Below are 12786 nucleotides of genomic sequence, written 5' to 3' on the forward strand. Positions count from 1 at the left end.
AATCAAAGTTGATGAAAAAGTAAAACTTTTTCCATATCTTCTCAAGGAAAAATGGTTACTTTTGTTAGGGATAGTACTCTATATTCCATTTATTGGGACAAATGTTATTACAACTGCTCTTCCTGGGTATATTAAAGATCATTTATCGGGAAATTCCATCAATTATGGTATTACGGACACAATGTATGGTGTAGGCGCCTGTTTAGCTAGTTTTGTCTTGCCGTTTATTGTGAAATATTTCAATAAAGAAAAATTGATCCTATTTTTGTTTGCTTTTTCTATAATTTTAGGTACTGTTTTATCATTAAATCAAAAATTATCACTGGCGATCGGATATATCTTTTTACTAGGAATGGTGGAACCGGTGATCCGAACTATCATGTACACTCGAACTATGCAGATAGTTCCGAGCACTTTATTGGGAGCTATTGTAGCCTTTTGGAATTTTATCAACTTGATCTTGCAATTTTTTGCTAACTACGGGGTAGGTAAGGTGATGGATGAGGTCGGTCCACAGTGGGGCTTTATTATTTATGCGGGATTGATGATAGTAGGTTCATTGATCTTTATGGGGATAAAAAAGTCGTATAAAACAACATAATGGTATTAAAAAAGCGTGAGACCACGCTTTTTTTAGATCACACTACTAAGGAAATAAATCACAGTAGCTAAGATCATCAGCGATATTCCGACCATGCTGAGAAGATGTTTATCATTTCTTTCAAAGTAGTTAGTGAGTATTGTGAGCAGTACTAAAAATTCCGGGAAGAAATCATATTTGTGTAGCAAAAGATGTGTGGCTAAAAAGACAAATAATAATAGCAACTGAAAGACAAACAAGGATCGCGACCGCATGTGTATTCCTCCTAGACTTTCTCTCTACTTTAATTATAACCGAGGAAATATCTAAAATAAAAAATCGTGACCTAAATAGATCACGATCAAAACTACAATAGCAGTACATATAAAAAGCAGAGCACCCAAGCAGTACCATATAAAGCATAGTCAAGGCGCATTCTTTCTTGACTTAAATTGCGCCAAGAAAGAGCTTGGAAGATCAAACCGACTAATGCTAAAACAGAAAGTAATAAAAATAATATATTACTGTTGGTCGTATTTTTGAGCAGGTATTCAAACATCAGTAATACTAGCCAAAAAAGATTGAAGATCAAAAGATAAGTTCGTGTCTTACTGAGCAAAAAAGCCACTTCTTTTCTAAATTTATTCTTGGTTTTATTATACAGCAAGCAAGAATATTCGTAGTAAAAAACGCCCTTCAATAAAGCTGAAAGGCGTTTGGTCGATCATTCAGAAATAACGAGCATTGATTTGATCGTTTGCCGATTTTGCATGTCTTTATAAGCTTGATCAATATCATCTAAGCTATAAGCTTGGGTAAAAACGCGTCCTGGATCGATATCACCATCAAGAACGGCCTTCAACAAGAACTGTTTATCATAGGTCGTCACGGAAGCAGAGCCTCCACCGATCGTGATATTTTGGGCAAAAGTCGAGCCGAGCGGACGATCATTATAATGTGGGACACCGACATAACCGACACGGCCCCCATTGTGTAAGACGCCTAGAGCTTGTTCGATCGAAGCTTCTGTCCCTACACATTCTAAGGCAGCATCTGCCCCTCCACCTAAGATCTCGCGGACTTTAGCGATCCCTTCTGGGCCACGTTCTGCCACAACTGCTGTTGCCCCAGAAGCTAGTGCCATTTCTTGACGGTCTTTATGGCGACTCATGAGAACAATCTGAGAAGCTCCGCGCATTTTAGCAGCGATCACCGCACATTGACCAACAGCACCATCCCCGATGACAACGACTTTATCGCCACGTTTCACATCAGCAACACGAGCAGCATGGTAACCTGTTGGCATTACATCAGCAAGGGTCAAAAGTGATTTGAGCATGCCTTCCGTATAATCTGCTGGTTTACCAGGGATTTTGATCAAAGCCCAGTTTCCATAGTGGAAACGAACGTATTCAGCTTGAAAACCACTCGACCAGTTGCTATAGCCAGGATGATCATCACAAGTACCATCAAAACCAGCTAGACAAGCGTCACAGTGGCCACAACCATGGGTAAATGGAACGATCACAAAATCACCAGGTTTAACGGTAGTGATCGCAGGACCGATCTCTTCGACGATCCCAAGCGCTTCATGGCCACTATTTTCAGAATGGGCTTCTTTGTCATCACCATGTGCATAAGCCCAAAGATCAGAGCCACAGACACAAGCACGTACGACTTTGATGATCACATCATCTTCTTTCTCCAAAGTCGGTTTTTTGACATCTTTGATGACCATCTGTCCAGCCTTTTCAAAAATTGCAGTTTTCATAAATTCTACCCCTTTCATATTGTTACTGATATTATAAAATATCGTGCAAAAGATAGCTAATACTTAGATTCAATGATCAGCTATGCAAAAAAAGAATAGTTTTAAAAATAGCAATTGATCCCATGCTCACAAAATACTTGCTGGTATGGTATAAGATCTTCTGGTTGTAAGGCTTTGATATCGGTAAATTCATATTTTCGCCCTAAGAGTTTATATTTATTTTCACCGAATTGATGAAAAGGAAGTAATTGAACTTCATTTATTTGGTATTTATTGAAAAGTTTTGCAAAGTGCTCAGCGTCAACTAGCGAGTCATTAAAACCAGGGATCACCGGGATGCGCAAAACGATCTGTTTTTGTTTTTCAAAGGCATAATGGATGTTTTCAATGATCAAGTTGTTTTTAACACCAGTAACTTGGCGGTGTTTGATAGTGTTGTAGTGTTTAAGATCAGTATAGATGAAATCGACATATTCGATGAGCTCAGAAAACTTTTTGGGTTCAACATAAGCGGTGGTCTCGATCGCTGTATGAAGTCCTTCTTCTTTGGCTCTTTTTAAGAGATTTTTGGCAAAATCAAACTGAGCAAAGATCTCACCGCCAGAAAGTGTGAGTCCCCCACCTGATTCTTCGTAAAAAGCGATATCTTTTAAGACTTCAAAGATGATCTCATCGACGGTCTTTTCTTCACCGATCGTGGTTGGACGGTTTGTTACTGCATCAAGGATCGGTTCAGGAGCCCGTTTTTGTGATTCAGGATTAGCACACCACGGGCAACGCAAAGGACAACCTTTCAAAAAGACGGTCGTACGGATCCCTGGACCATCATGGAGAGAAAAATGTTGGATATTGAAAATGATGCCACGATCAGTTGCCATGATAAACACCTCACTTACTTATTTTTCTCTATCATAGCAATAAAACGAAAGAAAATCAATTACGAACGAAAGTGATGGGTTTTATTTTAGGAGAAAATCAATTAGAATAGAATTGAGGTGAAGTAGATGGAACGTTTAGATAAGCTAATAAATTTGGTCTCAGAAAAGCATAAAGTCGATGTCAATACGCTTTCTGAAACTTTAGGTGTCTCTAAGGTCACGATCAGAAAAGATCTCGATAAATTAGAAAATAGGGGACTGTTACACCGTGAACATGGCTACGCAGTATTGAACAGTGGCGATGACATCAATGTTAGGTTGGCTTTTCATTATGATGTCAAAAAAAAGATTGCTAAAAAAGCCGCCGAGATGGTCAATGATAACGAAACGATCATTATCGAATCGGGTTCAACTTGTACCTTGCTAGCCGAAGAGATCTGTCAAACTAAAAAAGGTGTCACGATCTTGACTAATTCGTGCTTTATAGCTGATCATATTCGGCGCTATGATTCATGTAAGCTCATCTTACTTGGCGGTGAATATCAAAACGACTCTCAAGTGACGGTTGGACCATTAGTCAAAGAAATGCTCAAATTGTTTCACGTACAACACGCCTTTATCGGGACAGATGGTTTTTCAACTGAGGTCGGCTTTACGGGTAAAGATCTGATGCGTACCGAAGTAGTCCATGCAATGGCACAGATCGCAGAAAGAGTAGTGATCTTGACTGATTCGTCTAAGTTCTTACAACGAGGAACGGTAGGACAGTTTGCTCCAGAACAAGTCTGGGGCGTGATCACTGATGAAAAGATCGCTAAAGAAAAAGAAGCGTATCTCCTTCAAAAAAAGGTCAATATAGTCAAAATTTAAAAAAGATATGTCTGTTTGAGGCATATCTTTTTTAGTAGGGATATAAGTTGTTTTTTTAGGAATAACATGATATCTTTATTACGAAAGAAAGTTTATCGTTTTCAAACGAAAGGAAGGCGCGGCTATGACACTCGAATTACTTACCCAAAAATATACTAATGAGACTCAAAAAAACTCCCAAAAGCACTTTGGCTATCTGACTCCACGGATGTATAAGTATCGCAATAAAGTTTTGGATAAGAAGCCCTATATCGATGCAACTCGTGCTTTGCTGGTGACAGAGAGCTATCAAAAACATCAAGCTAAACCCAATGTTTTGAAACGAGCGTATATGCTACAAAACATCTTAGAAAATATGCCGATCTATATCGATGATGAGACCTTGATCGTGGGTAATCAAGCATCTGGTGATAAGGATGCTCCGATCTTTCCTGAGTATACTTTAAAGTTTGTTTTAGATGAGTTAGACCTCTTTGAGAAGCGCGATGGTGACGTTTTTTATATCACAGAAGAGACCAAAGATAAATTGCGCTCGATCGCACCATTTTGGAAGGATAATACGTTGCGGGATCGTGCGGGGGCAATGTTGCCAGAAGAAGTCCAAGTTTATATGGAGACTGGTTTTTTTGGAATGGAAGGCAAGATGAATTCTGGCGATGCGCATCTAGCAGTAAATTATCAAAAGCTATTGACTGAAGGACTACAAGGCTTTGAGAAAAGAACTAGGAAAGCTAAGGCTGAACTTGATCTGACTGTGCCTGAAAATCTTAGTAAATATCATTTTTATGATGCGATCTTGATCACGATCACAGCAGTAAAAGATCATGCTAAGCGTTTTTCTAAATTAGCTCGAAAAGAAGCTAAAAAAGCATCAGCCAAGCGGAAAGCAGAATTGTTAGAGATCGCAGATATCTGTGATCGCGTTCCTTATAAACCCGCTCAGACATTTGCCCAAGCAGTCCAAGCAGTCTGGTTTATCCAATGTATCTTACAGATCGAATCAAACGGACACTCGCTTTCTTATGGTCGCTTTGATCAATACATGTATCCTTATGTTCAAGCTGATCTAGAGGCAGGTCGTGAAACGACAGACTCGATCGTTGAGCGCTTGACCAATCTTTGGATCAAGACTTTGACGATCAACAAAGTTCGCAGTCAAGCACATACTTTTTCATCAGCTGGGAGTCCACTTTACCAAAATGTCACGATCGGTGGGCAAACACGAAAAAAAGCAGATGCTGTCAATCTATTGTCATTTTTAGTTTTGCGTTCAGTTGCTCAGACGCATTTACCACAACCAAACTTAACGGTGCGATATCATTCAGGCTTAGATCAAGAATTTATGAACGAAGCACTCGAAGTGATGAAATTAGGTTTTGGGATGCCAGCTTTCAATAATGATGAGATCATCATCCCATCTTTTATCCAAAAAGGGGTCAAAGAAGAAGATGCGTATGATTATAGTGCGATCGGTTGTGTGGAAACTGCAGTCCCAGGTAAATGGGGGTATCGGTGTACGGGAATGAGTTATATGAATTTTCCTAAAGTTTTATTGATCACTATGAACGGCGGGCTCGATCCTGTTTCGGGTAAACGCTTTGCTCCAGACTATGGTCATTTTGAAGAGATGACTTCATTTGAAGAACTGACAACTGCCTTTGAAAAGACGCTACGCTACTTGACAAAGATGAGTGTGATCGTAGAAAATGCGATCGATCTGAGCTTAGAAAGTGAAGTTCCTGATATCTTATGTTCGACTTTGATCGATGATTGTATCAAGCGAGGCAAACATCTAAAAGAAGGCGGTGCGGTGTATGATTACATCTCAGGTCTTCAAGTTGGGATCGCTAATCTAGCTGATTCACTAGCGGCGATCAAAAAACTCGTTTTTACAGAAAAACGCCTGACGCCAGCAGAACTTTGGCATGCGTTAAAGACTGATTATGCCGGAGAGAAAGGTGAAGAGATCAGACAGATGTTGATCTATCAGGCACCTAAGTATGGCAATGATGATGATTATGCTGATGAATTGGTGACCCAAGCTTATGATGTTTATATCGATGAGATCGCTAAATATCCTAATACCCGCTATGGTAGAGGACCGATCGGAGGGATCCGTTATTCGGGAACATCTTCTATCTCAGCCAATGTCGGACAAGGGCGGACAACACTAGCGACCCCTGATGGTAGGCATGCAAAAACACCATTAGCAGAAGGCTGTTCACCAGCGCATAATATGGATCAAAAAGGTCCGACCTCAGTCTTGAAATCGATCTCCAAGTTACCGACGCATGAGATCGTTGGTGGAGTCTTACTAAATCAAAAGGTCGATCCTAAGACTTTGGCTAAAAAAGAAGATAAACAAAAGTTACTTGCATTACTTAGGACATTTTTTGATCGGTTGCATGGGTACCATATCCAATATAATGTTGTTTCAAAAGAGACTTTGCTTGATGCTCAAAAGCATCCAGAAAAACACCGTGATCTGATCGTCCGTGTAGCGGGATATTCCGCCTTTTTCAATGTTTTATCCAAGGCGACTCAAGACGATATCATTGCTCGAACAGAACATACGTTATAGAAAGAAGGAATGCACATGGAGTTTATGTTAGATACGCTAAATTTAAATGAGATAAAAAAATGGTCACAGATATTACCTTTAGCTGGAGTGACTTCTAATCCGACCATCATCAAAAAAGAAGGTGAACTTGATCTTTTCGAACATCTAACAAAAGTTCGTGAACTTATCGGAGAAGACCCAAGCATTCATGTACAAGTAGTTGCAAAAGATACTGCTGGAATGATACGTGAAGCTAAGAAGATAAAAGAAGAACTTGGGGGAAATATCTATATCAAGATACCAGTAACACCAGAAGGATTAGTAGCGATAAAGCAACTAAAACAATTAGGCTTAAAGATCACAGCAACGGCGATCTATACGAGTTTTCAAGGATTATTAGCCCTAAAGGCGGGGGCTGATTATCTAGCACCATATTATAATCGGATGGAGAACTTAGGGACAGATCCAGTAGCAGTGATCAGCCAACTTGCACAGGCATGTAGAAATGAGCAACATGGCAAAGTCTTAGCAGCGAGTTTCAAAAATACAAGCCAAGTGACAAAAGCTTTAGTGGCGGGCGCAAGTGCTGTAACTGCAAGTAGTGAGCTCTATGCAACAGGACTAGCTGATCCAGCGGTCATGAAAGCTGTGGATGATTTTGCGACTGATTGGAAAGACAGCCAACGAAAAGAAGGAATATGACAAATAAAGGATCAGACTCGAGCTGATCCTTTATTTGTTGAGCTAGGTTCGGTCTGCTTACGCTGCTTCTCTGGGTGTGTCAAATTTTAGCCCAGATCAAATAAACTCACCCAGGCTAAGTAGCTTGGTGAGTTAAAAAATTATTTTGGCCAGTTTTGACTTATTTTTTCTAAAAGTGAAGCGACTTTAGCACGATCTTCTTTGCGATAGACCCCATAAAGGTCCATGCGAGCGCTTTTGTCAGTGATCTTTAAACGTACACGGTCAGTATGATCTCTAGTTGCTAAAGGATGCGTGATATTAGTGCTAAAATATGGAAAACTAGAGTAGTCAGTGATCTCTTTTAATGCTTCGTATTCTTGTTGAAAGAGAAATTTAGCGTCTGGGATATGTTGAGAGATGATATCTTTCCAAGACCCGATATCACCTAAAACGACAAAGCTCATTTGAAAAAGATCGTCAAAACTGACACTGGTCTGGTTTGCCTGGTAAGTGAATTTATCGAGGTTGACATAGAGATCTTCGTGACCGAGATAACGTGCTTCGAGCGTCTTTGTTTGGATCTCTTTTTCTGAAATGACGAGCGTATATTTGTTGTTATCTAGTGAAGCAGTTATCTGATCTGTAGGTAAAAGCTCAGGATCTAAGGAAAATGTGTTAGTAGAGAGTTGATCTAAGATAAACCTTGGCCCAGGAACAGTAGAGCTTACTTTGATGAGTTTTTGGTTAGCCGCATGATCTTGGATCTGTTCGACAAATCTTTGATTGGCGTATAAGAGCTGTTTTGCTTTTTTAGCAGCTAACTTGCCTGTTTTGGTCAAAGTGATCCGATTGGCAGTTCGTTCAAATAGTTTGACTTCAAGCTGTTCTTCTAGTTTCTGCATCCCACGTGTAACAGTTGGTTGAGTGACATTTAAGACGGTAGCTGTTTTGGATAATGTCTGATATTTGGAAAATGTTACCAAATATTCAAGTAGATAGTTATCGATCATAATTTTCACCTCTGATCCTAGTATACTCAAAACGTATAGTAATATGCAAAAGAAGTATTTTACATTGTGCGCAAAAGAAAATAAACTGAAAGCAATGATAGATCTTAAAAGAAACATAGATGAAAGGATCGACTGATGAAGATGCAAACTTTTGAACTAAATAATGGCGAAAAGATCCCTGTTTTGGGCCTAGGTACTTTCCAAATGACACCAGATCAAGCCCAAAAAGCAGTCGTAGCAGCACTTGAAAGCGGGTATCGGCTCGTAGACACAGCCAATGCTTATTTAAATGAAAAAGCAGTTGGCCGAGGGATCAAGGACTCAAGTGTAGCACGAAAAGATATCTATTTGAGTTCTAAACTGTGGCCGACCGTTTATACCAAGGCTGATGCTGTTGATGAAACGTTAGAACGTTTAGGGACTGATCATGTAGATCTGTTATTTTTACATCAACCGGCTGGTGATTATATGGCAGGTTATCGCAAGCTCGAACAAGCTTATCGTGAGGGCAAGATCAAAGCGATCGGGATCTCGAACTTTTACGGTGAAAAATTGCAACATTTACTAGAAGAAGCAAAAATCAAACCACAAGTGATACAAGTTGAAGCCCATCCATACTATACACAACAAGAACTCCGTGAGATCTTAAGACCTTATAAAACACGTTTGATGGCATGGTATCCGTTAGGGCATGGTGATCGATCATTGATGAATGAAGATATTTTTACTAAGTTAGCCCAAAAATATGGCAAGACAAATATTCAGATCATCTTGCGTTGGCACATTCAAATGGGCTTTATCGTGATCCCAGGTTCAACTGACCCAGAACATATCAAAGCTAATGCTGATCTTTTTGATTTTGAGCTGAGTGCTTCTGATATGGCAGAGATCAAAAAATTAGATCAAACAAAGCGCTATTATATGCCTGATGCTACTAGAGAAGAACAATATGCGCAGATGGATATGGATTTTAGTTCTCAAAAATAAACTTAGACGCTCAAAGTTGCGGAAAGGATGAAAAATTATGGTCAATGTTCCGATAAAAAAATTAAATAACGGGGTGGAAATGCCTGTGTTAGGTTTTGGTGTCTTTCAAGTCCCTGATCCAAAAGAATGTAAACAAGCAGTGTTAGATGCTCTAGCTTCAGGATATCGTTTGATCGATACAGCAGCAGCTTATCAAAACGAAGCAGCTGTGGGTGAAGCGATCAAAGAAAGTGGGATCGCGCGAGAAGAGATCTTTGTTACTTCTAAACTTTGGGTCTCAGATTTTACTTATGAACGTGCTAAAGCTGGGATCGAACGTTCATTAGAGCTACTGGGCCTTAATCATATCGACCTATATCTCTTACACCAACCATATGGCGATACGGTGGGGGCTTGGCGTGCTCTTGAAGAAGCTTATCAAGCTGGGAAGATCCGTGCTATTGGAGTCTCGAATTTCTATGCTGATCAGTTGAAGGATCTAGAATTGACAACAAATATCAAGCCAGCAGTCAACCAGATCGAGGTAAATACTTGGTTCCAACAAGAAGCCGAGGTGAGCTTTGCCCAAAGTGAAGATATCTTAGTGGAAGCTTGGGCGCCATTTGCAGAAGGAAAGCACAATATTTTCACCAATGAAAAAATCAAGGCGATCGGTGAAAAGTACGGTAGATCAAACGGACAAGTTATCTTGCGTTGGCTTCTACAAAGAGGGATCACAGTTATTCCTAAGTCAGTTCATAAAAATCGTATGGAAGAAAATATCAACGTTTTTGATTTTGAACTCAGCCCAGCTGATATGGAAGTTATGGCCAGTTTGGATAAAAATGAGAGTCAATTTTTTGATCACCGTGATCCAGTAGCGATCGAACAGATCTTTGGATCTAGTCTGCGTCAATTGCACGACTAAAAAACATTAGCACGTCTTCAAAAAGTTTGTTAAAATAACAGATGAAGTTTTCGCGTATAAGGGTCCAGCAAAACGAACTAGTTTTGCTGGATCCTTATTTTTTATCTAAGGGAGGAAGGTTTTTAATGGATTTTTACATGCGCTTACCCCGAGATCATCGGGAATTTGTTTTGTTTTTGCTGATCGTATCGTTGATCTCAGTGAACTTGATCGCTCCTTTGATCAGTATGTTTGAGTTAGGCTTTAGCTTTGAAGTCTGGCAAAATACACTAAGAGTATTACCATTTATCTGGCTAGCAGTGGTGATCTTAGTCATTTTGACACAAAAACCAGCCGGCAAGCTCAAGGATCTGATCGTGCATCCAAAAGACAGTTTTCGTTTGCAGATCACGATCAATATCTTATGCAACGTCTTTTTGATGTCGTTTTTTATGACATTTATCGGAGCTTGGATCGGTGAAGGGGCGATCCATTTTACACCAGTGAGTGAATTTTTCGGTAAGTGGCCTCGAAACTTTAGCATAGCTTTTCTTATCGAAGCGCTCATCGCTCAGCCGATCGCTCGCCAAGTTTTATACCGTTATCATTTGAAAAAAGAGACCTTTGAATGATCCAAAAACCTCGTATTGAAAGAATTTTCAATGCGAGGTTTTTTGTTGTGCTAAAGATAAATTGCAAGTTGGCACAACTGACTGTGACACGAGTACATTTGGATTTCATTGTAAGCGCATACTTTAGAATTTAAGATTAAATTGTAAACATAAACAGGAGGTATTACGACATGGATGACGCAAAGAACAAAACATCACTCAAAGCTCGGATCCAAAAATTAGGAACTGCACTTTCAGGGATGGTGATGCCAAATATAGCTGCCATTATTGCATGGGGACTTATCACAGCGATCTTTATGGCTGAAGGATGGTTCCCAAATAAACAGATCGCTGAACTTATCGGTCCGATGTTGAATTATTTATTGCCCCTCTTGATCGGTTATGTTGGGGGACGGATGGTCTATGAAGAACGTGGTGCGGTCGTTGGTGCGATCGCTACGATCGGGGTCGTTGTTGGCTCACAAGTTCCGATGTTTCTTGGAGCGATGATCATGGGACCGCTTGGTGGATGGTGTATCAAAAAATTAGACAGTATCTTCCAAGATAAAGTGCGTTCGGGAATGGAAATGATCTATAACAACTTTACTAGTGGGATCATGGGGATGGTTCTAGCGATCGTTGGGGTCTATGTAGTTAATCCGATCGTTAATGCCGGCAGTATGCTGATGGGTGAAGGCGTTGACTGGATCATTTCAGTTCATTTATTGCCCTTAGCTAATATTTTTATCGAACCAGCTAAAGTTTTATTCCTAAATAATGCGATCGGTAACGGGATCTTAGTTCCATTGGGGATCCAACAAGCTGCAAGTGCTGGTAAATCTGTTTTATTCTTACTTGAATCTAACCCTGGCCCTGGGTTAGGTGTCTTGTTGGCCTTTACATTCTTTGGTAAGGGTAATGCTAAGGGTTCAGCTCCAGGGGCAGCTTTCATCCAGTTTATCGGTGGGATCCATGAAGTTTACTTCCCATATATCTTAATGAAGCCAGCAATGTTTTTGGCCGTGATCGCCGGTGGGGTGACAGGTACATTTACTTTCCAAATGTTTGGTGCTGGTCTTAAAGCCGCTGCTTCTCCAGGTTCGATCATTGCGATCCTAGCGATGACACCAAAAGATAGCTATCTTGGTGTGCTAGCTGGTGTAGCTGCAGGTGCTGTGGTGTCCTTTATCATTGCAGCTATTATTTTGAAACATGACCGCTCTACTTCTGATGAATTTGAAGCTAAGCAACAAGAGATGGCACAAATAAAAGCGGAGTCAAAAGGGAAAAAAGCAACAGCTAAACTGACACCAGCTGATTTTTCTGGGATCAAAAAGATCATTTTTGCTTGTGATGCTGGGATGGGCTCTTCTGCGATGGGGGCTTCCTTACTGCGAGATAAGGTCAAAAAAGCTGGTATTACAGATGTTTCAGTCACAAATACTGCAGTTAGTCGCTTACAAGATGAACCTGATCTACTAGTCGTAACTCAAGAGGAATTAGCTGAACGAGCAGCCCAAAAAACGCCAAGTGCTGTACATGTTCAAGTAGGTAATTTCTTGAACAGTCCTCGCTATGATGAGATCATTGCTCGCTTAAAAACTGAGACATTGATCAATGAAGAGACAAGAGCTGTGCCTAAAGCCACTGGTTCAGAACTTGAACTTTCTAATGTCAAAGAGGTCAACTTCATTAGACATGATCAAAATGTTGGAACATCAACGATGGCAGTCAGTCTTTTCAAAGATAGCTTGCATAAAGCGGGTAAAAAAGTACCAGTCAAAGCAGTTCGCTTAGATGAGTTGGTAGATAGTCCAGAGCATTTGGTGATCGTCACCAAGGAAGCAAAGAAGAACTTAGATATCCGTTATACCAATGTTCAAGTCCTCGCAGTTTCTGACCTGTTGACTGATGAAAAATTAGCTCAGATCATTATCGGTTTAGCTTAG

At 40.2% G+C, this 12786-nt stretch carries 13 protein-coding genes; 8 read left to right on the forward strand and 5 right to left on the reverse strand.

Features of this window, described 5'->3' with window-relative positions:
- Positions 1-601, forward strand: a 601-nt coding sequence (locus Q9Q35_RS08785) for an MFS transporter (protein WP_304653027.1), incomplete at its 5' end; no start/stop codon positions are given.
- A 32-nt stretch (positions 602-633) separates the two neighbouring features.
- On the opposite strand, the gene Q9Q35_RS08790 is transcribed toward Q9Q35_RS08785, so the two are convergent.
- The 4 genes from Q9Q35_RS08790 to Q9Q35_RS08805 all read right to left on the reverse strand — a co-directional run bounded on the left by Q9Q35_RS08790 (position 634) and on the right by Q9Q35_RS08805 (position 3229).
- Positions 634-855 carry a hypothetical protein gene (locus Q9Q35_RS08790; RefSeq protein WP_304653028.1) on the reverse strand — a complete coding sequence of 74 codons (222 nt, stop codon included), beginning with the start codon at positions 853-855 and terminating at the stop codon, positions 634-636.
- A 92-nt stretch (positions 856-947) separates the two neighbouring features.
- On the reverse strand, positions 948-1199 hold the full coding sequence (locus Q9Q35_RS08795; protein ID WP_304653029.1) for a hypothetical protein: 252 nt from the start codon (positions 1197-1199) through the stop codon (positions 948-950).
- 105 nt (positions 1200-1304) lie between these two features.
- Positions 1305-2351: a zinc-binding dehydrogenase gene (locus Q9Q35_RS08800; protein ID WP_304653030.1), complete on the reverse strand. Its 1047-nt coding sequence runs from the start codon at positions 2349-2351 to the stop codon at positions 1305-1307.
- 101 nt (positions 2352-2452) lie between these two features.
- Positions 2453-3229 carry a glycyl-radical enzyme activating protein gene (locus Q9Q35_RS08805; protein WP_304653031.1) on the reverse strand — a complete coding sequence of 259 codons (777 nt, stop codon included), beginning with the start codon at positions 3227-3229 and terminating at the stop codon, positions 2453-2455.
- A 126-nt stretch (positions 3230-3355) separates the two neighbouring features.
- On the opposite strand from Q9Q35_RS08805, the gene Q9Q35_RS08810 reads away from it, so the two are divergent.
- The 3 genes from Q9Q35_RS08810 to Q9Q35_RS08820 all read left to right on the forward strand — a co-directional run bounded on the left by Q9Q35_RS08810 (position 3356) and on the right by Q9Q35_RS08820 (position 7361).
- Complete coding sequence (locus tag Q9Q35_RS08810; RefSeq protein ID WP_304653032.1) at positions 3356-4099, forward strand: DeoR/GlpR family DNA-binding transcription regulator; 744 nt, start codon at positions 3356-3358, stop codon at positions 4097-4099.
- 124 nt (positions 4100-4223) lie between these two features.
- Entirely contained in the window at positions 4224-6680 is a 2457-nt protein-coding gene (locus Q9Q35_RS08815) for a glycyl radical protein (protein ID WP_304653033.1), read from the forward strand.
- Between the two features lie 15 nt (positions 6681-6695).
- Complete coding sequence (locus Q9Q35_RS08820) at positions 6696-7361, forward strand: fructose-6-phosphate aldolase (RefSeq protein WP_304653034.1); 666 nt, start codon at positions 6696-6698, stop codon at positions 7359-7361.
- Between the two features lie 140 nt (positions 7362-7501).
- On the opposite strand, the gene Q9Q35_RS08825 is transcribed toward Q9Q35_RS08820, so the two are convergent.
- Positions 7502-8353 (reverse strand): LysR family transcriptional regulator, encoded by an 852-nt coding sequence (locus tag Q9Q35_RS08825; RefSeq protein WP_304653035.1) that lies wholly within the window; start codon positions 8351-8353, stop codon positions 7502-7504.
- Positions 8354-8488: 135 nt separating this feature from the next.
- Between Q9Q35_RS08825 and Q9Q35_RS08830 the strand changes: the two genes are divergently transcribed.
- The 4 genes from Q9Q35_RS08830 to Q9Q35_RS08845 all read left to right on the forward strand — a co-directional run bounded on the left by Q9Q35_RS08830 (position 8489) and on the right by Q9Q35_RS08845 (position 12786).
- Positions 8489-9340 (forward strand): aldo/keto reductase, encoded by an 852-nt coding sequence (locus Q9Q35_RS08830; protein ID WP_304653036.1) that lies wholly within the window; start codon positions 8489-8491, stop codon positions 9338-9340.
- Between the two features lie 37 nt (positions 9341-9377).
- Positions 9378-10247, forward strand: coding sequence for an aldo/keto reductase (locus Q9Q35_RS08835; protein WP_304653037.1), 870 nt, complete (start codon positions 9378-9380; stop codon positions 10245-10247).
- Positions 10248-10372: 125 nt separating this feature from the next.
- Complete coding sequence (locus Q9Q35_RS08840; protein ID WP_304653038.1) at positions 10373-10858, forward strand: hypothetical protein; 486 nt, start codon at positions 10373-10375, stop codon at positions 10856-10858.
- A gap of 170 nt (positions 10859-11028) precedes the next feature.
- On the forward strand, positions 11029-12786 hold the full coding sequence (locus tag Q9Q35_RS08845) for a PTS mannitol transporter subunit IICBA (RefSeq protein ID WP_304653039.1): 1758 nt from the start codon (positions 11029-11031) through the stop codon (positions 12784-12786).

Origin of the sequence: uncultured Ligilactobacillus sp. (genome assembly GCF_948826705.1) — a bacterium.
Lineage (GTDB): Bacteria > Bacillota > Bacilli > Lactobacillales > Lactobacillaceae > Ligilactobacillus.

Coding starts and splice junctions, on each gene's coding strand:
- Q9Q35_RS08790 (WP_304653028.1), bottom strand. CDS start 855: ATGCGGTCGCGATCCTTGTTTGTCTTTCAGTTGCTATTATTATTTGTC.
- Q9Q35_RS08800 (WP_304653030.1), bottom strand. CDS start 2,351: ATGAAAACTGCAATTTTTGAAAAGGCTGGACAGATGGTCATCAAAGAT.
- Q9Q35_RS08805 (WP_304653031.1), bottom strand. CDS start 3,229: ATGGCAACTGATCGTGGCATCATTTTCAATATCCAACATTTTTCTCTC.
- Q9Q35_RS08810 (WP_304653032.1), top strand. CDS start 3,356: ATGGAACGTTTAGATAAGCTAATAAATTTGGTCTCAGAAAAGCATAAA.
- Q9Q35_RS08815 (WP_304653033.1), top strand. CDS start 4,224: ATGACACTCGAATTACTTACCCAAAAATATACTAATGAGACTCAAAAA.
- Q9Q35_RS08820 (WP_304653034.1), top strand. CDS start 6,696: ATGGAGTTTATGTTAGATACGCTAAATTTAAATGAGATAAAAAAATGG.
- Q9Q35_RS08825 (WP_304653035.1), bottom strand. CDS start 8,353: ATGATCGATAACTATCTACTTGAATATTTGGTAACATTTTCCAAATAT.
- Q9Q35_RS08830 (WP_304653036.1), top strand. CDS start 8,489: ATGAAGATGCAAACTTTTGAACTAAATAATGGCGAAAAGATCCCTGTT.
- Q9Q35_RS08835 (WP_304653037.1), top strand. CDS start 9,378: ATGGTCAATGTTCCGATAAAAAAATTAAATAACGGGGTGGAAATGCCT.
- Q9Q35_RS08840 (WP_304653038.1), top strand. CDS start 10,373: ATGGATTTTTACATGCGCTTACCCCGAGATCATCGGGAATTTGTTTTG.
- Q9Q35_RS08845 (WP_304653039.1), top strand. CDS start 11,029: ATGGATGACGCAAAGAACAAAACATCACTCAAAGCTCGGATCCAAAAA.